Source organism: Catenulispora sp. EB89, assembly GCF_041261445.1.
GTDB lineage: Bacteria > Actinomycetota > Actinomycetes > Streptomycetales > Catenulisporaceae > Catenulispora.
On sequence record NZ_JBGCCU010000018.1, the window covers coordinates 42671 to 67760 of the forward strand.

At 69.8% G+C, this 25090-nt stretch carries 13 protein-coding genes and 1 pseudogene; 10 read left to right on the plus strand and 4 right to left on the minus strand.

Features of this window, described 5'->3' with window-relative positions; translation table 11 throughout:
* Window positions 1–7 precede the first annotated feature (7 nt).
* Window positions 8–6895 (minus strand): SDR family NAD(P)-dependent oxidoreductase, encoded by a 6888-nt coding sequence (locus ABH920_RS32070; protein WP_370352954.1) that lies wholly within the window; start codon window positions 6893–6895, stop codon window positions 8–10.
* 251 nt (window positions 6896–7146) lie between these two features.
* On the opposite strand from ABH920_RS32070, the gene ABH920_RS32075 reads away from it, so the two are divergent.
* The 4 genes from ABH920_RS32075 to ABH920_RS32090 all read left to right on the plus strand — a co-directional run bounded on the left by ABH920_RS32075 (window position 7147) and on the right by ABH920_RS32090 (window position 11871).
* Window positions 7147–8343, plus strand: a complete 1197-nt coding sequence (locus ABH920_RS32075; protein ID WP_370353086.1) for a class I SAM-dependent methyltransferase — start codon at window positions 7147–7149, stop codon at window positions 8341–8343.
* Window positions 8344–8377: 34 nt separating this feature from the next.
* Window positions 8378–9607 carry a hypothetical protein gene (locus ABH920_RS32080; protein WP_370352955.1) on the plus strand — a complete coding sequence of 410 codons (1230 nt, stop codon included), beginning with the start codon at window positions 8378–8380 and terminating at the stop codon, window positions 9605–9607.
* Window positions 9591–10361, plus strand: a complete 771-nt coding sequence (locus tag ABH920_RS32085) for an alpha-ketoglutarate-dependent dioxygenase AlkB (RefSeq protein WP_370352956.1) — start codon at window positions 9591–9593, stop codon at window positions 10359–10361. Before ABH920_RS32080 ends, ABH920_RS32085 begins: the two co-directional genes overlap by 17 nt.
* Before the next feature lie 121 nt (window positions 10362–10482).
* On the plus strand, window positions 10483–11871 hold the full coding sequence (locus tag ABH920_RS32090; protein WP_370352958.1) for an acyltransferase: 1389 nt from the start codon (window positions 10483–10485) through the stop codon (window positions 11869–11871).
* Here the strand turns inward: ABH920_RS32090 and ABH920_RS32095 are convergent.
* Both ABH920_RS32095 and ABH920_RS32100 read right to left on the minus strand, forming a co-directional pair.
* Window positions 11800–12297, minus strand: a pseudogene (locus ABH920_RS32095) (DUF998 domain-containing protein); the annotation flags it as partial. The gene ABH920_RS32090 and the pseudogene ABH920_RS32095 overlap by 72 nt on opposite strands.
* 113 nt (window positions 12298–12410) lie before the next feature.
* Window positions 12411–13238, minus strand: coding sequence for an SDR family NAD(P)-dependent oxidoreductase (locus tag ABH920_RS32100; RefSeq protein ID WP_370352959.1), 828 nt, complete (start codon window positions 13236–13238; stop codon window positions 12411–12413).
* Between the two features lie 233 nt (window positions 13239–13471).
* Here ABH920_RS32100 and ABH920_RS32105 point away from each other — a divergent pair, with 233 nt between their 5' ends.
* The 6 genes from ABH920_RS32105 to ABH920_RS32130 all read left to right on the plus strand — a co-directional run bounded on the left by ABH920_RS32105 (window position 13472) and on the right by ABH920_RS32130 (window position 20852).
* Window positions 13472–14329, plus strand: a complete 858-nt coding sequence (locus tag ABH920_RS32105) for an NAD-dependent epimerase/dehydratase family protein (RefSeq protein WP_370352960.1) — start codon at window positions 13472–13474, stop codon at window positions 14327–14329.
* Between the two features lie 294 nt (window positions 14330–14623).
* Window positions 14624–16162 carry a restriction endonuclease gene (locus tag ABH920_RS32110; RefSeq protein ID WP_370352961.1) on the plus strand — a complete coding sequence of 513 codons (1539 nt, stop codon included), beginning with the start codon at window positions 14624–14626 and terminating at the stop codon, window positions 16160–16162.
* Between the two features lie 149 nt (window positions 16163–16311).
* Entirely contained in the window at window positions 16312–17148 is an 837-nt protein-coding gene (locus tag ABH920_RS32115) for a VWA domain-containing protein (protein ID WP_370352962.1), read from the plus strand.
* Complete coding sequence (locus ABH920_RS32120) at window positions 17145–17957, plus strand: hypothetical protein (protein ID WP_370352963.1); 813 nt, start codon at window positions 17145–17147, stop codon at window positions 17955–17957. Before ABH920_RS32115 ends, ABH920_RS32120 begins: the two co-directional genes overlap by 4 nt.
* Before the next feature lie 5 nt (window positions 17958–17962).
* Window positions 17963–20113 (plus strand): hypothetical protein, encoded by a 2151-nt coding sequence (locus tag ABH920_RS32125; RefSeq protein WP_370352964.1) that lies wholly within the window; start codon window positions 17963–17965, stop codon window positions 20111–20113.
* A 40-nt stretch (window positions 20114–20153) separates the two neighbouring features.
* The gene (locus ABH920_RS32130; protein ID WP_370352965.1) at window positions 20154–20852 is read left to right on the plus strand and encodes a restriction endonuclease; all 699 of its coding nucleotides are present in this window, start codon (window positions 20154–20156) and stop codon (window positions 20850–20852) included.
* 122 nt (window positions 20853–20974) lie between these two features.
* Here ABH920_RS32130 and ABH920_RS32135 read toward each other — a convergent pair whose 3' ends face one another.
* Window positions 20975–25057, minus strand: coding sequence for a choice-of-anchor D domain-containing protein (locus tag ABH920_RS32135; protein WP_370352966.1), 4083 nt, complete (start codon window positions 25055–25057; stop codon window positions 20975–20977).
* Window positions 25058–25090 lie beyond the last annotated feature (33 nt).

Consider the following 25090-nt stretch of genomic DNA (forward strand, 5'->3'; position numbering starts at 1 on the left):
CTCGTGCTCACCACTGCGAAGCCGTGTAGACCACGGCCGCCGGGCCGTCGCCCCAAGCCAGCTCACGCAGCAGCGCCAACACCCCCTCCTCGGGATCGATCAGCGCAATACCCCGCTTGCCATACGACTGCGCCAGCTCCGGCGTCACCATCCCGCCATGCTCGGCCGAAGGCGCCCATGGCCCCCAATGAACAGTCAGACAGTGCGCCCCAGTCCGAGCCGACCAATCCGCCCCCAACGCCTCCAATGCGTCGTTGGCGCTCGCGTAGTCGCCCTGCCCACGGTTGCCGAACACCGCCGCGATGCTGCCGAACAGCACCGTGTACCGCGGCCGTTCCGGCAGATCATCGAGCCCTGCCAGCAACACCCGCGCACCGTCGGCCTTGGTGGCGAAAACGCGAGCGAAGGACGCCGGATCCTTCTCGGCGATGAGCTTGTCCTCGATGACGCCGGCCGCGTAGAAGACCGCGTCGATCCGGCCGTGCTCGGCGTGGATCCCCTTCAAAAGCCGGTGCAGCGCCTCGCTGTTCTGCACGTCGAGCGAGTGGTAGCGCACTGTGCTTCCCAGAGCACTGATCCGCGAGACCGTCGCAGACACCTCGCGACCGGCCAGAATGCGGCCGACCTCGCGCTCGATCTGCGCCGGCGCGCTCAGCCCGCCGGCGATGAGCGCGGCCCGCAGAGCCACCCCGTCGGCGGCCGACGCCGTCGCCGCAGGCTCGGCACAGTCCGGCAACGGCGTCCGGCCGACGAGTTCCACGCGGCAGCGACACGCAGCCGCCACGGCCTCGGCGACGTGCGCCGTGATCCCACGCGCGCCCCCGACGAGAACGACGACCGAGTCCCGGTCCAGCCCGAGCGCCTGCACCTCGGCAGCCCCGTCCCCGGCCGGTCCGGCGCCGCTCGCGGCCAGTGCTCCCAGCGGGGTTTCCACCGGAGTGATCCGGCGCCGCAGCCCCTCGGATCGCAGGACGACCGGCTCCCGGTCCGCCCCGACGATCTCCTCGACAATCTGCGCCGCGAGGTCTTCGGCAGACGCGTCCCGGTCGACTTCGACGAGTCGCGCGGTGGTCTGCGGATATTCACGGTCGATGGTGCGCCACAGACCGCGCAACCCCGCGCCGGCGACCCGGTCCTGAGCCGGCGCGACGGCGACGAACCACCGCGGTGATCCGGCCAACGCCTCCTTGATCTCGGCAAAACCGTGCGGGAGTAGCCGGGCTTCCTCGCTGTCGCCGGCGCCGAGCGCTCCGAGATGCACGATCCCGTCAGCACGCACCCTGTCGCCGACGGTCGCGCCGTGCTCCGCGAGCCGACTCGCCAGCGCCTGCTCCACAGCCCCGGTGCCGACCGCTCCGACGATCGCGAAGCGGGCCCCGGCCAGTACTCCTGTATCAATGGGCCCTGCGAAGCCGTGCTCCTCCTCGCGCATGACGAAGCGCTTCGGCGCGGCCGCCGCCATCGCCATGCCAGTGCCCGAAGACGCGGGAGCGCCGCTCGACACATCCGGTTCGGAATCGCCGTCGAGGTGCGCACGAAGCCAGTCGGCGATGGCGTGCGCCGTCCGCGCCTTGGCCAGCTCCTCCAACTGCTCGTCTTCGAGCTCGGCAGCCGCCAGCCCCAGGCGCTCGGCAAGCTCCCCGGCAATCTCCGTGCGTTTGATGGAATCGATGCTCAACTCCGCCTCAAGGTCGAGGTCGGGCTCGATCATGTCGGTCGGATATCCGGTCCGGGCGCTGATGATCCCCAGGATCGTGCCGAGCAGATCGGCGGCGGGATCCTCGGCCCGGTCCGGCTTCGGTGGCTCGGGCGCGGCGGCCACCGGCGCTGCGGCGATCGCGGGGACGGCCAACGGCGCGGCCGGTCTCTCAGGGTCCTGCCACACCACGCGCCCGGCCCCCGGCGCACCACCGAGGTACGCCAGCATCACGTCCCGCTGCGCGGCGATCATCTCGCGGTTGGTTCTCAGGAACTCGGCGAGCAGCGCGTCCTGGCTGGCCGGGCCGGCCGGAGTCACGGAATCGGGCGTCAAGATGCTCCCCTCCAGGGAGATTCGTCGAGCCGGGGTGAGACCGCCGGGCACGCAGGACCCGTCGGCGGTGCGGACGAGGTGGCCGTCGACCGTCCAGCCCGGCCGGGCCGCCGCGGTCGCGGTCGACGCGTCCCGGGCGTCGCGGCCCTCGAACAGCCAACCGGTGCGCAGCGCGACGCCGGAGGCGGCCAGCCGGGCCACGGCCGTGAGCAGGCCGCGCAGCCCGGCGCCGGGCTTGTCCTCGCAGGCGACGGCCAGGTGCGGGCGGTCCTCCAGGATCGCGTCCACGAGGCGTGTCAGAACCCTGCCGGGACCGGCTTCGACGAACACCCGGACGCCCGCGGCGTACATCGCCTCGATCTCGTCGGCGAAGCGCACCGGCGAGCCGATCTGCGCGGTCAGCTCGGCCCGGACGTCGTCGGCGCCCGGGCCGTACGGGGCAGCCGTCCGGTTCGCGTAGACCGGCGTCTCGGGAGCACGGACCGGGACGTCCTTCAGCAGCCGGGCGAACGCCTCACCCGCCGCCGCGACGACCGGGCTGTGGAACGCGCAGGCGACCGCGATGCGCTTCGCGCCGAACCCGGCGGACCGCAGCCGGGACACCGCCTCGTCCACGGCCTCGGTGGGGCCGGAGATCACGACCTGCTTCGGAGAGTTCTGATTCGCCGGGATCACCCGGTCGGCGAGCCCGTGCTGCTGGAGTACCGCGACGATGTCCCGGCTCCCCGCGGCGACCGCGGCCATGGAACCCGGGTCGTCGCCGGCCGCCTCCAGGATCACCTCCGCGCGTCCCCGGCTGGCGTCCAGCAAGGCGGCGGGATCCAGCGCGCCGGCGCTGGCCAACGCGACCAGTTCGCCGTAGCTGTGACCGGCGACCGCGTCGGGCCGGATGCCGAGCTTGCGCAGCAGATGGTCCACGGCGAGCCCGGCGATCCCGAGCACCGGCTGCGCGACGCGGGTGTCGCGGACGCGCAGGTCCTGCTCGGCGGCGGTGGCGTCGTCGAAGGCGCGCGGCGGGTTCAGGACGTCGGCCCACTCGCGGCCGAGCCGCAGGTAGTGCTGGAGCTCGGGGAAGGCGACGAACAACTCGGCGAGCATCCCGGGGCGCTGGCTGCCCTGCCCGGGGAAGAGGAACGCCGTGCCCCCGGATTCCGGCACGCCGGGTCCGAAGAACACCTCGTCGGGCGGCTGGTGCAGCCCTGCGGCCGGATCGTGCTCACCGGCCAGCGCGCGCTCGGCGAGGGACGCGAAGTCGTCGAGATCCGAGGCGACCAGGGCGATCCAGGCGCGATCGGTCCGTGCGTCGGATGCCCGGGCCGCGGCCAGCGCCAGGTCGCGGAGCCGCCACGGGGTCTTGCCGGAGTCGGCGGTCGTCCGGTCCAGCAGTGTCCTGATGGCGCGGTGCGCGGCGGCGCGATCGGGACCACGGAAGACGAAGAGCTCCGCAGGCCATTCCGCCCGGCTGTGGCGGGGATCCACGGCGTGTTCGTGTCCTGAGAGCACGACGTGGAAGTTGGTGCCGCCGAACCCGAAAGCGCTGACGCCCGCGAGGCGTTCGCCCGGCGCCACCGCCCAGGGCGTCGCGGCGGCGCGGAAGGCGAACGGGCTCTCGGCGGCGCTCCACGCGGGGTTCGGGCTGGTGAGGTTCACCGTCGGCGGCCGCACGCCGGTGTGCACCGCGAGCGCCGTCTTGACGAGTCCGGCCAGGCCCGCGGCGCACTTGGTGTGGCCGATCTGGGACTTGACCGAGCCCAGCGCGCAGCCTCCGGGCTCGGCGCCCTCCTCGGCGAACAGCTTCGTCAGGGTACTGAGTTCGGTGCGGTCGCCGACCACGGTCCCGGTGCCGTGCGCCTCGACGAGGCCGACCCGGGCCGGGGACACGCTCGCCGACCGGTAGGCACGGTCCAGCGCCCGCCGCTGGCCTTCCGGCCGGGGCGCCGTCAGCCCCAGCGCGCGTCCGTCGCTGGCGCTGCCGACGCCTTTGACCACGGCGTAGACGCGGTCGCCGTCGCGTTCGGCGTCCGCGAGCCGCTTCAGCACGACGCAGGCCGCACCCTCGCCGAGCGCGATGCCGTCGGCGGAGGCGTCGAAGGCGCGGGTGCGGCCGGTCGGCGACAGCGCGTGGACCGAGGAGAACAGCAGGAAGTCGTTGATCCCGTTGTGCATGTCGACGCCGCCGCACAGCACCAGGTCGCTGGTGCCGAGGGTGAGCTCCTTGCACGCGACGTCGACCGCCGCGAGCGAGGACGCGCACGCCGCGTCCACGGTGTAGTTGGCGCCCCCCAGGTCCAGGCGGTTGGCGATGCGGCCGGCGATGACGTTCGAGAGGACGCCGGTGAACGAGTCCTCGGTGAGCCGGGGGAGTTGGGCGTCGAGCTCGGCGGGCAGCGGGCCGAGGTAGGCGGGCAGCGTGGTGCGCAGGACGCCCGCGTTGGACAGATCGCTGCCAGCTTCCGCGCCGAAGACCACCGAGGTGCGGTCGTGGTCCACGCCGGGCCGGCCGTATCCGGCGTCGACGAGCGCCCGCCGGGCCACTTCCAACGCCAGCAGCTGCGCCGGCTCGATGCTGTTCAGCGCGTTCGGCGGGATCCCGTAGCGCAGCGGGTCGAAGGGGATCGGCGGGAGGAAGCCGCCCCACTTGGAGGGTGTGCCTCGGCCGGCCGCAGAGCCGACGGCGTCCGGGTCGAAGAAGAGCTCTGAGTCCCAGCGCTCCGCCGGGACCTCGGTGACGCGGTCCGCGCCGTCGAGGATCGTGGCCCAGAACGCCGCGAGGTCCGGGGAGCCGGGGAAGACGCAGGCCATGCCGACGATGGCGATGTCCAGCGGCGCCGGGGGTTCTTGGGCGGAGTCCTCGGATTCGGGGCGTATTCCGAGCACGCGGGCCGCCTCGGACGCGTTCGCGGCGTAGAACGCGCTCGCGCCTTCCGTTACCTCGGCGTGCAGGTCGGCGACCGTGGTGACGGAGTCGCGGAGCACCGCTACCTGGCCCGCCATGAACAGGCCTTCGCGAAGCTGGCGGTCCTCGTCGACCGGAAGCAACTCGGAGCCCTCACGGATCAGTGCTTTGCTGGCGATGCGCAGGCGGCCGACGTTGAGCTGTTCGAGCTGTTCCCACGCCTCACGCTCGGGGACGTCGCGGGCTCGCAGCTCCTGCCGCAGGGTCTGGAACTCGGTGGTGAACGGGCTGACGATGCCGCGCGTGGTGTGCCCGGGCGCGGATTCCAGCAGGGCGGTCGCGTCGGCGGCGAGGGCCTGACGTTGGAACAGCGGCTGGATCGCGCCGCGTTCCACGGCTTCTTCAGTGAACAGGTAGGCGGTGCCCATCAGCACGCCGATCTGCACTCCGGCGCCGACCACCGAGCGGGCCATCGCGGCGACCATCGCGGCCGAGCGGGCGTCGTGGATGCCGCCGGCGAACAGGATTTGGAGGTCGTCGGCCGGTCCGTCTGCCGCCGCTCCGGTTGCCGGCTTGGCCTTCTCGCGCTCGGCGAGCCAGTCCTCGATGACGCCGAGCTGCGCCTCCCAGAGCGGGAAACTCGCGCGCGGGCCGGTGTGGCCGCCGCATTCCGAGCCCTCGAAGATGAATCTGCGGGTTCCGGCCGTGATGAACTGGCGGAGCAGGCCGGGGGAGGGGGCGTGCAGGAACGTCGCGATGCCGACGTCTTCGAGGGCGCGGGCCTGGGTGGGGCGTCCGCCCGCGACGATCGCGTACGCCGGTCGCAGCTCCCTGACGATCTCCAGCTGCGCGGCCCGGACTTCGGCAGGAGCGAATCCGAGGATTCCGACGCCCCAGGGACGTTCGCCGAGCGCGGCTGCGGTCTGCTCCATCATCGCGCGGGTCTGTTCGCGGTTCGCGAGCGCCAGGGCGAGGAACGGCAGTGCTCCGTCGTCGGCGACGGCTGCGGCGAACGACGCCTGGTCGCTGACGCGCGTCATCGGACCCTGAGCCACCGGTATACGGAGGCTGAGAGCGGCGGCGAGATGCCCTTGCGGGGCAAGGGATTCGGCGCCGTTCTCGTCGCGGATCGCTTCGATGATCGCCGAGCGCACTGCCCGTACCGCGCCGGCGGTGTCGGTGTGGCGCTTCAGGAAGCGGTCGGCCAGGAACCCGTCCTGGCCGATGGGGACGGATGCGGGCGCGCGGAGTACCCGGTGGCCGTCGATGACGACCGTCTCGGAGCCGTCCATGGCACGAAGCGCGGTGCGGATCTCCTCGGGCAGTTCGGCTTCCGGAAGCAGCGCCAGCTGGGTGTCGAGGACGACGCCGGCCGCGCCGCCGATGACGGCCGCGGCGGCGGTGTGCTCACCGATGCCGCCGGCGGCCCAGACCGGGAGGTCGAGGCCCGGCTCGGCGAGGAGGCGCTGGAGCAGGACGAAGGTGCTCAGCTCGCCGACGGGTCCGCCTGCCTCGGATCCCCTGGCGATCAGGCCGTGGGCGCCAGCGGTCGCGGCGGCGTGCGCCTCGGCGACGTCGGTGACCTCGACCAGGACGCGGCAGCCGGTCGCAGCCAGCTCGTCCACGCTCCACGGTGCTTCCTGGCCGAGTACGACCAGGTTGATCCGCCCCGCACCGACCCTTCCCGCACCGACCCGTCCCGCACCGATCTGCCTCGCGCCGGTCCCGATGAGCTCGGCCGCTTCGGCGAGCTCCAGCGCGCAGCCGCGCCCGCACCGGACGCCGAAGCCGTCGGGGAGCCATTCCGCAGCCAGGGCCAGCGCCTCGCGCGCCGCCCTCCCGCCGGTGCCGAGGTCCACGACCCCGGTGCCACCGCCCCGGCCGACCGCCGCGGCCAGGCGTGCGTTCGGGATTCCGCAGGGTCCGATCCCGACGACCAGGTCTCGTCGATCCCGTGCAACGGGCATCGCGGCTCCGTCCTGCGCGCGGCGCGGCCGTAAGGCCACTGATTTATGGTTACCAACGGGTAGGGAGTTTGGCACATCGAACGTGATGTCGGAAGATAGTCCGCTGTTAAGCTGTATCAACGAAATTGCACACAGAGGGTGTCTTCTGACCCTGAGACAAAACTTGCGGCTCGAACGCCCTGATCGGCGCTTCGAACCCTGATTTCGGCCCTTTGGCCGCTCTGGCGCCGGGATGCGAGCTGTGATACTCAATTCGCGTGGGTCCGACCGATGAGCCCGAGCCGACACACCAGCCCGCCGCCGCCCCGGAGCCTGCCGGAGCACCGGCCGCGACCGCGACGGCACCTCGCCGCGCCGAGGCGATCGCCTTACGCCGCCCCATCTACGAGGCCGACCTCAAGGACGGCCTCGAGCGGTTCTTCGAACCGCGCCGCACCGTCTGCCCGTGGTGCGCCTCGGACCGGCTCCGCGAGCGCCTGCACACCACCGACCTGCTCCAGCACAAGCCCGGCGACTTCCGCCTGGACCGCTGCCTGGACTGCGGGCACATCTTCCAGAATCCGCGCCTGAGCTCAGAAGGACTTGAGTTCTACTACCGCGATTTCTACGACGGACTCGGCGAGAAGAGCAGCGGCGGCATCTTCGCGGGCCGCGGCGCGACATACCGCCGCCGCGCGCAGGCGTTGCTGCCGCACGTCTCCGGAGTCCTCGGAGTCCCCGGAGTCCCCGGCGTCTCCGGCTCCGCCGGCGCACCGGGCACCTGGCTGGACGTCGGCACCGGCCACGGCCACTTCTGCGAGGCGGCACGCGAAGTCTTCCCGGACACCGCCTTCGACGGCCTCGACTTCACCGACGGCGCCGAACTCGCCGAGCGCGCCGGCCGCGTCCGTTACGGCTACCGCGGCAGCTTCGTCGACGTCGCGTCGTCGGTCGCGGAGACCTACGACGTGGTGAGCATGTTCCACTACCTGGAGCACAGCGTGGAGCCGGCCCTGGAACTGGAGGCGGCGCACAAGGCGCTGCGCCCCGGTGGACTCCTGCTGATCGAGGTCCCCGACGCGGCCAGCCGCTACTCCCGCCTCCTCGGCCGCCGCTGGCTCCCCTGGCTGCAACCGCAACACCTGCACTTCACCCCGGTCCAGAACCTCCGCACCCGCCTCACCGCGCTCGGCTTCACCGTGCTCGCCGAACAACACGCCGAACCCCACGACCGCGTCGACCTCCTCGCCGCCACCTGGTTCGTCCTGGACGCCCTCGCCCCCCGCGACGAGGCCCCGTGGCTCCCGCAGCGCCCGGGGCGCGTGAAGCGGACGGCGCGCGTGGTGATCGTGACGCTTGGCGTTCCGGCCTTGGTCGCGGCGACGATTCTCGACCGGATCATTCCCAAGGCCCTGATACGCCGCCTGCGGCTTTCCAACGCGTACCGGGTGGTTGCGCGGCGCGAGTAACATCGGTGGCTTCCGGCCGATGGACGGGGGTTCGATGAAAACATCGGGGCTGACGGAAGCGTGCATCGAGGACGCGGGCGGTATCTTGGTAGCGCCTTCCGAGCTGCAAGATAACGACGTGGTCAGGGACTTCTTCGGGTCCGTCATCACGCCGGAGGACCTTGTTGCGGGCTCGCTCGACCTCGCCGAGAAGACCGTTTACCTTTGTGGCGACATAGCCGAGATCGACAGCTATCGGGTGCGTAAGGTTTCCCGGGTATTCGTCGTCCGCGAGCTGTCACACGGGTACCGCGAGGACGTCGACAATCCGTGGAGCGTCGTCGATATCGGCCGGGTCCCCATCCGCATGGGCGGCGTCGGCGTGTACTACCGCCGATTCTTCGACCTTGGCGACGACCACTTCGGGCGGATCAGTGCGGAGCACGAGTTCCAGTCCCTGACGGAGTCCAGCAAGCCGGGGACGGCCCACCGCAGCGGGATCTATCTGACGCCGGTAACACAGAACACTGATGAACTCCACTTCCGCCTGCTGCGCTGTTCCACGAACTTCTCGGGGCCGACGGAGAACTTCCGCCCGACCGACACGCGCATCGTCGAGGATCTGAACCGCGAGGCCGCCGCTGTTTTCCGGGACCCGGCAGCGCTGAATCACGTCCTCGCGCAGATCTACCACAACACGCTCGCCACAGCTGAGCGCAAGCAGGCCAAGGCCAAGATTTCGGCTCACGCGGACAAGACCAAGGACATGCCTGTCAACGGCATCATGGCGTTCTGCACCTTTTACGATCAGCTCGACAAGCTACAGCCCCTCGCCGAAGACAGCTTCGACTACGGCGTGAAGGGCGTCAGTGGGCTGACCAAACTCCACTTCCGCCTCAAGGAGTCGACCGAACGACCCGAGGAGTCCGGGCTCCCTTCGCAGTTCACTGTGACGCTCTATCCCGGCTCCGCGTTCTTCATGCCGCTGTCCACCAACCGCCTCTATACGCACGAGATCCGGCCGTCGATGTTGGACGCCGGACTGCTCCCGACCCGCCTGGGATACGTCGTGCGCTGTTCGAACGCCGAAGCCGTTCATAAGGACGGCCGCACGTTCCTCAAACTGGCCGGGGACCTGGTGGAACTGGAGGCGCCCACGCCGGACGGCATGGACGAGCTGCGCAGGCTGTACGCGGAGGAGAACAGGACCTCGTCCTTCATCGATTACGGCAACGACATTCTCTTCAGCATGAACGCGGGAGACTACGATGCCCCGCGGGTCTGAGATCTCGGATGAGATCCTGTCGTACTCCTTGCCGACCGAGGCGAATCTCTTCGCGGAGCTGTCCGCCTCGGTGAGTTGGGAAGACGTCGGAAAAGGCCGGCGAGGCGCCGTCCTCACCAGGGTCGACGAGGCGGGCGGCGTACCGCTCGTACGCACCACCACGCGATACCGCAGCCCGGCGCAACGTTTCCGGCCGCTGCACGAGCGGCTGGCGCAGCAGATTCAAGAGCGCGCGGCAATTCCGGTCGGCTTCAACAACGCCCTCATCGAGACCTATACGAACGCTTACACGACCATGGGCGGCCACTCCGACCAGGCCCTCGATCTGGCCGCCGAGTCGTTCATCGCCGTGTTCTCGTGCTACCGGAATCCCGAAGCGGGCCCGCCGAGGAAGCTGACCTTCGAACCAAAGGAATCCGGCGGCGAGAAGTTCGAGATCCCGCTCACCCACAACAGCATCGTCGCCTTCTCGGTCGACGCGAATCGGCGGCTCAAGCACAAGATCACCTTGGACGCGTCCGCCCAGGCGGCGGACAACCAGTGGCTGGGCGTGACCTTCCGAACATCAAAGACCCTCGTCCGGTTCCGCGACGGACAGGCTTATCTCACACCCGAAGCGCGCCTCACGTCGGCCGACGACGAGCAGCAGCGCGAGTTCTACCGACTACGCCGCCGCGAGAACAACGAGACGGACTTCGTCTACCCTCCGCTGCTGTACACCGTCAGCGACAGCGATCTGATGCCGCCGGTCTGACCGGGGAGCCACTAGCGCGATGCGAACGCATGTGCGAAGCCTCAATAATTCCCCCAGACCCGGGTAGGCCCCCTTCATCTCGAACATCTCGAAGTTCGACCGAAGCCGGCTGAAGGACGACATGGCGCGCAATCGCTACGCGGACCTGCTGCGGGTCGTGGCCATCAGCGGGGTGGTCTACGGCCACTGGCTCCTGGTCTCGGTCACCTACCAGCACGGGCGGTTGTCCGGCGTCAACGCGATCGACTTCATCGGCTGGGGGCGCTGGGTCACCTGGGCCATGCAGGTGATGCCGGTCTTCTTCCTCGTCGGCGGCTACGTCAACGCCGGGTCCTGGACCGCGCACCAGGCCCGGGGCGAGGGCTGGACCCGGTGGGTCCGCGACCGGGTCATGCGGCTGCTGTGGCCGACCGCCGTCTACATCGCCGTGGCGATCGTCGCGGTCGTGATCGCGCAGGCGGCGGGGGCGCCGCACGCGGAGCTCGCCGAGATCGCCTGGCTCATGGCCCTGCACCTGTGGTTCCTGCCGGTCTACCTGCTGCTCAACGCGCTCACGCCGGTCCTGCTGGCCGCGCACCGGCGGTGGGGGCTGGCGGTGCCGGCCGCGATGGCCGTGGCGACCGCGCTGGTCGCGGTGGTCAGGACCGTCCCCGGCCTGCACTTCGTCGGTTACGCCAACTACCTGTTCGTGTGGGGCGGCATCCACCAGTGGGGCTTCGCGTGGCTGGACGGCAGGCTGACCACGCCGCGTTGGCGTCCGTATGTGATGGCCGTAGTCGGGGCCGCGCTGCTGGTGGGCCTGGTGGCGTCCGGTACCTACAAGGCCGACATGGTCGGCTCCGGCAACACCAACCCGCCCTCGATCGCCCTCCTGGCGTTCGCGGCGGCCCAGTCGGGTCTGGTGCTGGCGGCGGAGCCCTGGGCCTCCCGGCGGCTGGCCGGGCCGCGCCTGTGGCCGCGGGTGAAGCGCCTGAACAGCGTGGTCATGAACGTCTACCTGTGGCACTTCGTGCCCGCGCTCATCGTCGCGATCGCCTTCTACACCACCGGGGTGTTCGCGCAGCCCGCCATCGGCAGCGCGCGGTGGTGGGAGGTGCGGGTGGTCTGGCTGGCCCTGCTGACGGTGCTGCTGGTCGCGGTGGTCGCGGCCGTCACCTGGGCCGAGCGGCCGATGCTGCGCCTGCCCGGCGGCGTCGGCCCGGCCGGGTGGTGGTCACCGGTGCTGCTGGTGGTCGGCATCGCGGCCGCGGCTCAGAGCCTGGCCACGTTCGCCGTGGACGGCTTCGCGCCAGGCGGGCGCCTGCCGTGGGCCGCGCTGGCCGGTTTCGTAGTCGGGCTGGTCGCGACCCTGCTGACGGGTCGAGTACCGAAGCCCGGCGACGACGATCACCGGCCACAGCGACTGGAGTCCCGTGACGACGCGCTCGGCGAGCCCGGCATAGCCGTGACCGTTCAGTTCGAACAGAAACCAGGCCGCGCTGACCAGTACCAGCGCGGTGAAGGCGGCTGACGTCGCCGGCCGCAGCGGCCACGGGGTGGACCGACCGTCCTCCATCGCCAGGCAGGGCCAGGCCGCGAGCGTCGCGAACGCCATCCCGGTGGCCACGACGTGCTGCGGCGTGGTGCCGCCGTCGCCGGGCTCCGGGAAGGCCGCCACCGCGATCGAGAAGGTACCGCCGAGGAGCAGGCACATCCGCCCCGCGGGCCGTATTCGCTTGAGCCCGTACGCAGTGAGGAAATAGCACAATCCGATGCCGGCGAACACCGACGTCATCAACCACCGGTCGGTCGCCCGTTCGGCGGCCAGCGCGCTGATGGTGTGGCTGAGCGGATCGAAGCCCGCGGGCTGCCGATCCTCCGCGGCCGTCCAGCCGCCGATCAGCAGGACCGGGGCCGCGCCGGATGACAGCAGCGTCCACCATGGAACGAGCGACATACGCACACCGTAAGTGTGACGGTTTGATCGGACTTGTTCCACGGGACTCGGGCAGAGTGGCGCGCTGGGCCATGTGGGGGATCGGGACGCTCAGACGGCCACTGTGCGCTTCATCAGCCGTGGATGGTCGTGGTCCCTGTGGTCCCTGTGGTCCCTGTGGTCGCCGTGGTCCCCGTGATCGCCGTGCCGGTGAGTTCGGCGCAGTAGTCGAGGAGCGCGTCTTGAACCGCCGCGTCGTGCGCTTCGGCGGAAACGAAGCGCACCTGCTGGTGGTAGAAGTGCCGACCGGTGACCAGCGCGGCCTTGTCGTCGCTGACGGCCAGCCAGGCCTGAGTCACAGGGCCCTGATCCAGATCGTCCGGCGCGCCGCGGCCGCCCATCTTCGTCGCGACCCACCCGGGTTCCACCGAGTTCGACAGCACGTCCGGCCACCGGCGCGCGACACCGAACGCCAGCAGCACATCGAACAGCTTGCTGTCGCTGTAGGCCTGCGAACCGCTCCAACGGCGTCCGGCCCACTGCGCATCGGACAGGTCCGGATCCCCGCCGCGGGCCATGCCCGAGCTGAGGTAGACCAGCCGGTCCGGCCGCGTCATCAGCGCGGTCAGCAGGTAGGGCGCGAGCACGTTGACCGTGAACAGCTGGGACAGGCCGTCGGCGGTCTCGACCCGGCGCGGCTCGCGGTAGCCGAGGCCGGCGTTGTGGATGACGGCGTCGAACCGGCCCGCCGCATTGGCCGCGGCGGCGAGCGACCGGATCCCGTCGAGCGACCCCAGATCGGCCACCAGCACGTCCTCGGCGGCCGGCACGGCGGCGCGCGTCTGTTCGGCGCGCTTGTCGTTGCGAGCGTGCAAAGTGACCGAATGGCCCTGCGCGATCAGCAGCCGGCCGGCCATCAGGCCGAGGCCGTCGGAGGACCCGGTGATCAGTACGTGAGCCATTGTCGTACCACCTTCTGGAGAGCGTTCGAGCTTCTGTAGAGCGTTCGAGCTTCGCCGGCGGCCGCTGCCGCTGCGACACGTCCACTCTCGGCCTCCCGGCCCCACGCTGCCCAAGACCTGTTTCGCACCCTGTGATGCCCTGCGGGTATCACAGAGAGCCGAAGAGGTCTTGGACGCCGGCGTCGATCAAGCCGCATCGTGGAGACGAACCCGAGAGCGGTGGAGGACGACAAATGAAGATTTTCCTGACAGGCGGATCCGGCTACATCGGCCGGGCCACGATCGCCGAGCTGCTGCGCCACGGCCACACCGTGGAGGCACTGGCGCGCAGCGAGCAGTCGGCCCAGGCCGTCGCGGGCGTCGGCGCGGTCGCGGTCCACGGCGGCCTCGCCGACCTGGACGTGCTCCGGCACGCCGCCGCCCGCGCCGACGCGGTGATCCACCTCGCGCAGGCCGACTCCCCGGACACGGAACTCGCCGCGGCCACCGCCATGCAGGACGGCGTCGGGCCCGGCACGTACGTGCACACCGGCGGCAGTTGGGTCTACGGCGACACCGACGGCGTCCAGGACGAGACCGCACCGTGGAACCCGCCGAGCGTCGTGGCATGGCGCAAGCCGGTCGAGGACCAGGTCCTGGCGCGCGCCGCCGAAGGAGGCCGCCCGGTCGTCGTGCAACCCGGCCTGCTCTACGGCGGCGACAACCGGCTGATCGACCACTTCCTCATCACCCCGGGCAAGCGCGCCGGCGCCGTCCCGTACATCGGCGACGGCACCAACCACTGGTCACTGATCCACATCGACGACGTCGCCACGCTCTACACCGCCGCCCTCGCGGCGCAACCCGGATCGGTCTACCTCGGCGTCGGCGAGAACCACCCGACGATGAAGGAAGTCGCCGAGGCGGCATCGCGCGGCGCCGGCCTCGGCGGCAAGACAGCCTCGATCACCCTCGAGCAGGCCCGCACCCAGATGGGCCCCGTCGCGGACGCGTTCGCGCTGGACCAGCGCTTGACGTCGGCCAAGGCTCGGCGTGAGTTGGGCTGGGTGCCGGTGCACGACGATCCGCTCGGGACTTTCGAGCGGGGCTGAGAAGCCGACGGAACCGCAGGGGAGTCGACCCACGCAACCTCCGCTACTGCCTTGCGGTAGTCGAGAACCCCGCCCGGTCCCCGTGCTCCACAGCGCCGAGGAAGAGCTCAAACCCATAGTTGGCCGACGAGGGCGGAAGCCGTGGCACCGGGGCCAGCCGACGGAACCGTCGGAAGGCTGGCTCGTGTACGGGATGTCAGTCGGCGAACGCATTCCGTCATCGGCAGGTTCGATCCGAGGTGAGTCAGGGTACTTACTCCGGCGTATCCGGATCGAACCGGCCTGGGGGGCCACATGGCGCGCAAGAAGTCACTGATGCAGCAGATGCTGGCCGCCCAGCGGGAACGTCAGCGCCATGCTGAAGCTGAACAGAAACGGCAGGCCGCGGCGCTGGACCGCGCGGCGCGGGCCCAGCAGCAGGCCGAACTCCAGGAGCAGAAAAACCGCGACGCGCGCGAGTTGGCAACCTACAAGTCGAATCTCGCACGCGCCGAACAGGAGAAGAAGCAGCAGGCCGCAGACGCCGCCAAGATCGAGCGGGATCTGGAGCGTCGCGAGCAGCAACGAGAGCGTGAAGCGGCGCGCCAACGCGACGCCGAGGCCCGGGCGCGTAAGGCGGCGGAGGCTGAACGGTCCAAAGCCGACGCCGCCGAGGCGCGAGCGGCAAAGGCAGCCGCGGTGGAAGAGATGAAGGCCGAGGCCGCGCACCGGACGGCCGAAGTGGAACAGCGCGTCGCTGCCTTCGCCGGGGTTCTCGCTGACCGTGAGCGCGGGTTGCACCATCACCGACTGGCGCTGGAGGACGAGTTCGATTCCCGCGGCGCCGAGGCGCTGGCTGCGGCTGTTGCTGAACTGCTGGCGCAGATCGGCTATCCGGAGCACCTGCAGGACGCTGTGCGCGCGGCGTATGCCCCGGAGACACGTGAGCTGTTGCTCGAGATTGAGCTTCCCCGCCAATCGGTGATCCCGGCCGAAGCCGGCTTCCGCTACGCATCCTCCAAAGCTGCCATCGTGGCCGAGCCGAGGAAACCTGCCGAGATCCGACAGATGTTCCGTGATCTGGCCGCGCGTTTCACGTTGAGGGCTCTTGACCACGCGCTCGCGATCAGTCCGCCGAGTCTGGTGGACGTGGTTCTGGTCAACGGGCATGTGCGTGCCAAGGACCCGGCGACCGGCAAACCCATCCATCCCTGCTTGGTCAGCGTGAAGACCACCCGTGAGAACTTCGAGGAGATCGAGCTCGACGAGCCGACCCTGGACCCGGGCACATGCCTGAAGTACCTGAACGCCATGCTGTCACCGCACCCCTACGACCTCGAGGGGGTGCGCCCCGTGCTCGCCTTCGACCTCAGCCGGTTCAAGTTCGTCGAGGAGCTGGACGTGCTTTCCCAGCTCGATCACCGCAAGGATCTTCTGCAGTTGAGCCCGACGGAGTTCGAACATCTGGTGCGTCAACTGTTTGAGGCGATGGGGCTGAAAGCATGGGTCACCCAAGCCAGCCGTGACGACGGCGTGGACGGGTTCGCCTTCAACCCCGATCCGGTGCTCGGCGGGCAGTGCGTGATTCAGGCCAAGCGGTACAGCAAGGTGATCCCCATCGAGGCGGTGCGCGCGCTGGAGGGCACCATCCAGGACAAGCGCGCCGCCAAGGGCATCTTGGTGGCGACCTCGTGGTTCAGCTCTGCCGACCGGGAATTCGCCGATCGGATGGGGCGTATAGAGCTCATCGACGGCAGCAATCTCAAGGCTCTCCTCGCCGAGCATCTCGGCCTTGACGTGGTCATCGGCTTGGAGCGTCTTCCCCTGGGGTGGCTGCCCTCTGATATCGCGTAGCACGAGCCGATCCGGCGGGACGGTCAGTGCGTGCCGGACCCGCGCAATCCCTGTGCGCGGCCGGTCACCGGCTGTATGATCGGGCGATCGGCCGCATGACAGGGCTCTGATGAACGGTGTGCGGCCGTCGAATCCTTGGGGGGATGCCAATGACCTATACAGCCGAGATCAGCAGGTCCAATCCCGGATGCTTCGTGTTCCTGGTCGACCAGTCCGCGTCGATGTCGGATCCCATCGGTGGCGAGGCACCGGGGCGCAAAGCCGATGTCGTCTCGGATGCGATCAACCGGTTGCTTACAGAGCTGTCGGTGAAATGCGCCAAGGAAGAGGGTGTCAGGGACTACTTCCACGTAGCGGTCATCGGATACGGCCATTCCGTCGGTCCGGCCCTCGGCGGCCCGCTGTCCGGCCGTGATCTCGTACCGTTGAGCCAGATCGCCGACAACCCCGCACGGGTCGAGGAACGGTCGAAGAAGGTTCCCGACGGTGCCGGCGGCCTGGTCGAGACGACAGCGAGCTTTCCGGTGTGGATGACTCCGGTAGCCAACGGAGGGACGCCGATGGTGGCCGCCCTCGGGTACGCGCGGCGGCTGATCGCGCAGTGGCTCGACGAGCATCCCGGTGGGTTTCCGCCGATCGTGCTGAACCTGTCGGACGGCGAGTCGACCGACGGTGACCCGGCGGCTGCGGCCGCTGAGATCACGTCACTGGCCAGTGCCGACGGCGGCGTCTTGTTGTTCAACCTGCACGTCTCCGCAGTAGGTGGCACCCCCGTCGAGTTCCCGGACACGGATGCCGCGCTCCCGGATGCCCACGCGCGCACCTTGTTCGGCATCTCGAGCCTGCTGCCCGGCCACATGAGATCGTATGCCGGCGCACAGGGCAAGAAGGTCAGCGACGGGACACGCGGCTTCGTCTACAACGCCGACATCAGTGCCGTCGTGCAGTTCCTGGACATCGGAACTCGCGCCACTGAACTGCGGTGACTGCGACACCGGCCTATGTTTCGCGGTTCCTCGTCCCGAAGGACGGGAATGACGCAGACCAGTGCGAAGACGCTCTCGTAGCGTGGCCGCCGGTCGAGTGCGACCAGCCGATCGCCGGCGCGTTCCTGGCCGTCCTGTGCGATGGGGCATCGGAGAGCCTGTTGGCTCGGGACTGGGCCCGCCTGCTTGCGGAGGAGCTCGCCAGCCGTGTTGAGCGGAGGCCGAGAACGGTGGGCTCCCCGGCGACCGCAGCGAAGGCGATCGCGGCGGCAGCACGCGGGTGGGACTCCTGGTTGGCCGCGTACCTCGAACGCAGGGAGAAAGACGGCAAACCGGTGGCCTGGTACGAGAAGCCGGGCCTCGAACGCGGCGCGTACGCCACGGCCCTCGCCGTGAGCGTCCGTGCCGACGAAGACCGATGGCGATGGAACGCGGCCGCACTCGGGGACACGTGCCTGTTCCACGTCCGTGACGACCGCCTGCTTTACGCGTTCCCCGTCTCGGATCCGGCGGATTTCGGTGTGACCCCGGCATTGGCGGGGAGCCGTAACCATGACGCCGCGCTTCTCGCCAGGCACGTAAAAGTCGCGACTGGTGAGTGCGAGTCCGGTGACGCCGTCTTCATGGCGACGGACGCTCTCGCTGCGTGGTTCCTCACCAGTACGGCAACCGGTAAGCAGCCGTGGAACCTCCTCCGCGAGTTCGCAGGTCGAGAACCCTCGGAGTTCGAGGACTTCATCGCTGCGCTGCGGGCGGCCGGGGACATGCGCAATGACGACGTCGCCTTCGTCCACTTCGACATCGGATAGGGTCCATGGCAGGAAACCAGACCTTCCCCAGTGGCGCCGACTACGCCGAGGCGATTCAGAACCCGCGGATCTGCTTCCAGGACCCCGAGCTGCGTGATGGCCGACCGGAATTGACGGGCCTCAGGCAACCCAGGCCGATTTCCGGCAACTTCGCCTCGGTGTTCTCCATGACCTCGCCGAGCGGACTCCGCTACGCGGTCAAGTGCTTCACCCGCGACGTCGCCGATCAGCGCAGCCGGTACGAGGCCATCAGCCGGCATCTCGCCGGTGTCGACGACAGCTCCCTGTCGCAACCCTGGCGCATGGACTTCAGTTACCTGCCAGACGGAATACTCGTCCGCGGCACGCGCTGGCCCGTGCTCAAGATGGCCTGGGTCGACGGCACGGGTCTGATCAGCTGGCTGGAGACGCACCGCGCCGATCGCGTGGCCGTCCACAAACTCGCAGACCGTTTCGCCGCATTGGTCGCGGATCTCGAAAACGCTCGCATCGGCCACGGCGACCTCCAGCACGGCAACCTGCTGGTGGCGCCCGACGGCACCTTGCGGCTCGTCGACTATGACGGCATGTTCGTGCCGGCGCTCGCCAGTGCCCGAGCCGTCGAGGAGGGACACAGGCACTACCAGGCTCCCATGCGCCGGAACTCAGGGGACTACAACGAGACCATCGATCGATTCTCCGCGTGGGTCATCTACCTTTCGCTGATGGCGCTCTCAGTTGACTCGACTTTGTGGGACCGCCTGCGGGCCGCGGATGCCGAGCATCTCCTGACCTGCGAAGAGGACTACGCGACCCCGTCAGCGTCCTGGCGGCTCAACCAACTGGTCGCGACCGGTGGCGAGGTCGGCCGGATCGCTGAGATGGTCCGGGAGCTCGCGGGCAAACCGACTCAATCGATGCCGAAGCTCGCGCCGGCGCCACGTGGCACCTCGACAAATCCTGTGATCGGAGAGTCGCCCACGGGCCACATCGCCACAGGATCTGCCGCGCCGGGCGCCAGCCGTCGTCCGGCTTGGCTCGACGACCACATCGAGCACACACCGGCCCCCGCGCCGGCGCGGTTCACGCGCCGTCGGCCCTCCGATGCGGTCTTCGCACTCTCAGGACTGCTCATGATGGCGTTGGGACTCATCGCCATAGTCCTGGACCCGCTGATGGCCTACCTCGGCTTTGTCGTGATCGCGGTCGGGCTTGTGATCGCAGACCTCGGCCGACGAGCCCGTCCGGAGTGGCGGACGGCCCGTGACACACGCCGGTCACGGGCGAAACAGATCTCCGCCTTCGGCGATCCGGCGGGGCGTCTCCAGCAGATGGAGCGGGACCGCGTCAGACAGGACACGCAGATCTCACAACAGATCGACGCCGTGGTCCGAGACCAACGCGAGGCAGTTACCAGGCGAGTGAACGACGTGGCGAGGGTGGACCGCACACTCGCCGGGCAGTTGTCCGCGATCTCTCAACGCAAGCAGCGGGTCGAGGCGGATCACAGCAGACGGATCACGTCGGAACTCGAGCGGATCCGAACCGCCCACGTCCAAGACCGGCTCCGTCGCCACACCATTCACCAGGGTATCAAGGGCATCAATGGCCTGGGTCCGGCCGCGGCGGCCACACTCAGCGCACACGGTGTCCGTAGCGCGGCCGACGTCCAGATCGCGCTCGTCGCCGGAAGCGCCGCGTACTCCTCACGTATGGCGTATTTCCTGCTGCCCGGCGGCAGCAGGACGCGGATCGAGGGGATAGGGGAGGTCAAGGCTAAGGCGCTGCTCGCGTGGCGGGACGGCCTGACCCGTGAGGCGCTGCGCAGCGCGCCGACTTCGCTGCCGGCCGGCCAGGAGTCCGCCCTGCGGAACGCCAAGAGCGCCGACCTCGCAAGCCTTGATGCCGAGTACCGCATAGCCGAAGACTCAGCGCGGCTGGAGAAGACCAACCTCAACGTCAGGGCGGCTCAGGAAGCGACCCGGCTGGCCGATCGGCACAAGGAGTTGTCGGCCGAGCTGGCGGGCGGCCGAGTGAAGTTCTCTTCGGAAGCGGCGGCGCTGCGAGACCAGGTGAACCAACGGAATCGGGTGGTCGCCGCCGCCGACGTGGAGCGGCGCGGTTGCCGCCGGTTGCGGCTTCACCGGTATTTGGTGTTCGCCGTCTTCGGTTCATGAAGATGGCGTCATTCGAGCACGCGACCGCGGAGGTGGTGTCGTGACACGCAGACGGACCTCGACGACGACGGACGTGACGATCCTTGCGGGCCGGCTCGTGACGGTGACTGTGGTGGCTGTGGTGGCTGTGGTGAAAGCCGTGGTCAGAATGCCGTCGCTACTCTTGTTGCTCGCACCGGTGCTGTTGGTCGTGGCTGTTGACGGCGGCGCTGGAGATCCCTTGCGCAGCGCAGTCCTGATCATCGGGACTATCGCGGGCACCGGACTCTTCGGGCGCTGGCGGTACCGGAGATGGCTGCAGAGCCAGGCCGACAGAGCGGCCGCGGAGCAGCTGCAGGCGCTTCGTGCGCGGGAGATCGCCACCTACCACGCCATGAACCCACGGCAGTTCGAGGAAGCGCTGGCTTATCTCTGCGCCAGAGACGGGTGTTCGCAGACCTCTGTCGTCGGAGGCTCCGGCGATCTGGGGGCGGACGTCGTCGCCGTCACCCCGGATGGTCGGCGACTCGTCATCCAGGCCAAACGCTACGCACAGGGAAACAATGTGTCCGGCCCGGATCTCCAGCGGTTCGGAGGGACTTGTTTCGCGATTCATGGAGCACACGTCGCCGTTGTCATCACGACTGGTGGTTTCACCAGGCAGGCGCGCGACTACGCGGCCAGACTCGGGATCCGGCTGATCGACAATGACAGCCTCGCCGCTTGGGCATCGGGGACAGGCCGGGCGCCGTGGCACTGATCGTCACGGGTACCAACGATGTTCATACCTCATGATCGCGGTCTGCTGGCTGCCGGGCGCCGCCGTGCTACTCCCGCACGACGGCGCCCGCTGACGCCCGACGGCGCCCGATCCACCACTAACTACGGCGCATAACTCACCACCGGGTTCGTCACCAGATGCGTGTCGGTCAGCGACCCGTCCCCGCCGGTGAACGCCACCAGCACCTTCGGCGGCAGCGTGACCGCCGCGTCCAGCACCTGCGTTCCGTCCAGCGTGACCACGACGTGCGATGCCGCGGTGATCGTGACGGTCACTGCGTGCGCCCCGGTGTTCCGGATCGCCGGGATCGCCGTGTTGGACGCGACCGCGTTCAGGTTGGCGTTGCCGAAGGTCGCCGTGCCGACCGCGCACCATGACGAGTGTCCGTAGATCCCCATGTCGCCGTAGGTGTTCAGGGAGACGAACGTTGCCGGCAGGGCCGCGACGCCGAGGCCGCCGCCGGTCTGGCCGAGTGCGGTGTTCGTGGTCTGCGACGCGTCCAGCAGGGCGAACGTCATGCCGTCCGCGCCCTGCGTCGCCGATCCGGACACCGTCGCCGAGAACGAGGCCGTCAGCCCGATCGGGTTCACCGCGGTGCTGTTGACGACGGTACCGGCCGAGCCCGTGGTGCCGTCGGAGGTCAGCGTGGCCGTACCGCCCGGTGCGGCGGTGGTTCCCGCCCCGACCACGGCCGTGCCGTTCGCGCGCCAGGTGGCGTCGGTCAGTGCGGGCAGGGTCGCGGTGGCGCCGCCGGTGCCGCCGTAGCCGGACAGGGCCACGGTGACGGTCCCGGAGGTCGTGGTGACGCCGAACTGCGAGCCCTGCGACCCGGCGGCGGACGAGGTCGGCGTGAACGTCACGGGCACCGTGACCGTCCCGGCCGGGGCGACGCTCACCCCCGTCGCCGGCAGCGTCGCGGTGAACGCGCCAGTTGGCGCTGTCACCGAGGTCACGGTCTCGGTGATGCCGCCGTTGTTGGTCAGTACGACGTTCTGCGCGGCGGTGCCGCCGATCGCGACGTTGCCGAACGCGACCGAGCCCGGGTTCGCGGTCAGCGCCTGGCCGACCGGCGCCGAGTTCCCGGGCGCGATGCTCAGGCCGCTGACGGCGATGACGTTGTTCAGCCCGCCGGTGCTCCCGGTGAACCCGGCGAACGCGCTCGCCGGGACGACCCCGGCGGCCGGCGCGTAGTTCAGTAGCTGTGTGCCGTCCACCGATACCTTCACCGAGGAACCGGCGACCGTGACAGTGACCTGATGTGCCGTCGACCCCCAGGGGGCGGGCAGTTTCGCCGCCGCGAGGCAGTTGACGTCCTGTCCGCCGTCGCCCGGGCCCTGCGCGAGGCACACGTAGTCGCCGTAGCCGAGCTTGCCGTTCCACGACGAGGCACCGACCACCGCGAGCCCGGTCAGGCCGGAGAAGCCCATCCCGCCGCCCGCCGCGCCCACCCCGGTCGCCGCGCCCTTGGCGGCGTCGACCAGCGCGAAGCTGAAGCCGTCGCCGCCGGTGCCGCCGCTCATCCGCGCGGTGAACGAAGCGGTCAGGCCGTTCGTCGGGACCGCGGAGGTGTAGAACGCCGAGCCCCGCTGGTTGTTCGCCGCCGGGGTCAGTTGGATGGTGCCCGCCGCACCGGCCGGCAGCGTCGCCGCGCCGTTCGCCTGCCACGAGGTCGGCGGTGTCGGCAGGACCGGCACACCGGTGCCGGTGATCGGCTCGTTCATCACGCCCTGCCCGCTGTCGGGCGTCAACGTGTACTGAGTCGCCTGAGCCCCGGTCGCCGAAGGCTTGAACTGGACGGTGACCGTGATCGTCTGGTCCGCGCCCAGGACGAGGCCCTCGGGGATCGGGTTCGGGACGTTGAAGTCGCCGCCGGGTGCCTTCGCCTTGGACAGCGTGGTCGGGATGTTGCCGGTGTTGGACACCGTGAACGAGGCCGAGGCGGTGGCCCCGACCGGGACGTTCCCGAACGCCAGGGTCGAGGGGCTGAACACCAGGTCGGCCTGGCCGGTGATGGCCGAGGCCGAGATCGGCACGGTCAGCGTCCCGGAGGTGGAGCTCACGGTGACCGAGGTGTTGTCCGTGGCCGCGACGGTCGGGGCGTAGGTGATGCTGAAGGCGAAGGTGCCGCCGGCCGGGACCACGGTGCCGGCCGCCGGCAGTCCGGTGACCGTATAAGGGTTCGTGGGTGCGGTCGTGCCGCTGATCGTCTCAGGGCCCGTACCCGTGTTGGTGACGGTCACGTTGACCGTGTCCGTTGTCCCCGTCGGCTGCTGGGCGAAGGCGACCGTGCCCGGCGAGGCGCTGAAGCCGGGCTTGACGCCGTAGCCGGTCACGCCGACGCCGACCGTGCCGGAGTCGGTGGCGAAGTCGACGATCCCGGTCACCGAGCCCGCGGCCGTCGGCGCGAACGTCACCGGCAGCGACAGCGTGCCGCCGGTGGTCAGCGTCACCGGCAGCGTGGGCGCCGTCACCGAGAACGGCGCGGCCGCGGTGATCTGCGAGATCGTCACCGGCTTGGTCGCGGTCACGGTGAGAGTGGCGGTGCCGGAGGCCCCGACGTTCACCTTGCCCAGGTCCACCGTGGCCGCGGTTAGCGCCGCCGTGGTCGGCGAGCCGAAGCCCATGACAGTGCCCTGCGTCGAGCCGTTCTGCACGTCGCCGCGCGTTCCGACGTAGACCTTCCCGCTGTCGGTGGCCGGGGTGGCGAACTTGGACGTGAACCCGATCGGCCAGGAGCCCAGCAGGGCCAGGTTCCCGTTGCCGTCCGGCACGGCGTTGTACGCGCGCAGCTGGCCGCCGGTGCCGAAGGAGCCGCCGGAGTACTCGACCCACACCACCGCGGTCCCGGAGGTGCTGCCCGTGGAGGTGACGACCGGCGCGCCGGAGGTGTAGCCGAAGCCGCCGCCGCTGCTGGTGCCGGCCAGGCTCAGCACCGGGGTCCCGGTGCCGTCGAGGCCGTACTTCAGGGCCCGCAGCGGTGCGCCGTTGTCGACGACGTAGACGTAGCCGCCGTCGCCGCCCCAGAACGCCGGGTGGTCCCACTGCCCGCCCGTGCCCGGTGTCATGGTGCTGACATCGGCGTCGGTGCCGCCGGGACCCTGCGCCATGCCGCCGAGGTTGTCGCGGTCGAGCAGGAAGACCCGGCCGTCCTTGCCCTGCTGCACCAGCAGGTGCGGGTGGGCCGCGGTGCCGAAGTTGTCCGGCAGCGCCATCGGGCCGCCGGAGGCGAGGTCCTTGTCCGCGCTGTCCAGGTCGTGCGCGTTCGTCGGCGAGAAGAAGTCCGCTGTCGCCAGCGAGCCGTCGGCGTTGACCTTCAGGTGCACCACCGCCTCGGACAGATACGGCGGCGGGTTGGATCCGGGCGCCGCGGTCGGCGAGACGCCGTTGCCGGTCGAGACGTACATCTCGCCGTCGGCGTCGGCGACGATCCCGCCGCCGGACTGCCAGATGCCCCCGCCGCCGCCGGCCCAGGTGACCTCGGAGGCCCACATCGAGGTCTGCTTGCCGGCCGTGGAGACGCCGACGACGTAGCCGCGGTAGGGGCCGTTGTCGCAGTGCGAGCCGAAGGCCGCGTAGACGACGCCGTTGAGCAGCAGCAGCCCGGGCCGCTGCATCTCGTGCTCGGCGTCGAAGGGCACGTTCTGCGGGTCGTTCGAGGGCGTGCCGCCGATCCGCACCGGGAAGCCGGCCTTCTCGGTGCCGTCCACCGGCGACACCGCGTGCACATACCAGTTGGGGCTGTTGATATCCGCGCCGTCATTCACCTTGGCCGTGAAATAGACGTATCCCGAGGCCGGATCGTAAACCGGGGTCGAGGTCACGCCGATATTCGGATAAAGGTCGGTGCACTGGCTCCAGACTTTCGTGATCGGCCAGGCCGGACCCACGTCGTCGGTCCATCGGATCGCCCCGGTGGCGGGGTCCAGACCGTATATCTTGTCATTCTCGGTCGCCGCGACCACGGTGTTCTTGGCGACGATCGGCTGTGCGTACACCTGGCCGTCGACCGGGGTGCTGAACAATTGCCCGAACGAGGACGACGCGACGCCGGCCGGCGTCAGCGCGGGCTCGTTCCGGTCCCATCCGGTCCTGTAAGTATCCTGCGATACAGTGGTGACGTCGGCCCGGACCGTGGATGAGGGCAAGGCGAGTACCGCCGAGACGAGTGCGGCGACGACGGCCACGGCCAGCGCCGGCCGTACTCGCCTTCGCGTGAT

Coding starts and splice junctions, on each gene's coding strand:
- ABH920_RS32070 (WP_370352954.1), bottom strand. CDS start 6,895: ATGCCCGTTGCACGGGATCGACGAGACCTGGTCGTCGGGATCGGACCC.
- ABH920_RS32080 (WP_370352955.1), top strand. CDS start 8,378: ATGAAAACATCGGGGCTGACGGAAGCGTGCATCGAGGACGCGGGCGGT.
- ABH920_RS32085 (WP_370352956.1), top strand. CDS start 9,591: ATGCCCCGCGGGTCTGAGATCTCGGATGAGATCCTGTCGTACTCCTTG.
- ABH920_RS32090 (WP_370352958.1), top strand. CDS start 10,483: ATGGCGCGCAATCGCTACGCGGACCTGCTGCGGGTCGTGGCCATCAGC.
- ABH920_RS32100 (WP_370352959.1), bottom strand. CDS start 13,238: ATGGCTCACGTACTGATCACCGGGTCCTCCGACGGCCTCGGCCTGATG.
- ABH920_RS32105 (WP_370352960.1), top strand. CDS start 13,472: ATGAAGATTTTCCTGACAGGCGGATCCGGCTACATCGGCCGGGCCACG.
- ABH920_RS32110 (WP_370352961.1), top strand. CDS start 14,624: ATGGCGCGCAAGAAGTCACTGATGCAGCAGATGCTGGCCGCCCAGCGG.
- ABH920_RS32115 (WP_370352962.1), top strand. CDS start 16,312: ATGACCTATACAGCCGAGATCAGCAGGTCCAATCCCGGATGCTTCGTG.
- ABH920_RS32125 (WP_370352964.1), top strand. CDS start 17,963: ATGGCAGGAAACCAGACCTTCCCCAGTGGCGCCGACTACGCCGAGGCG.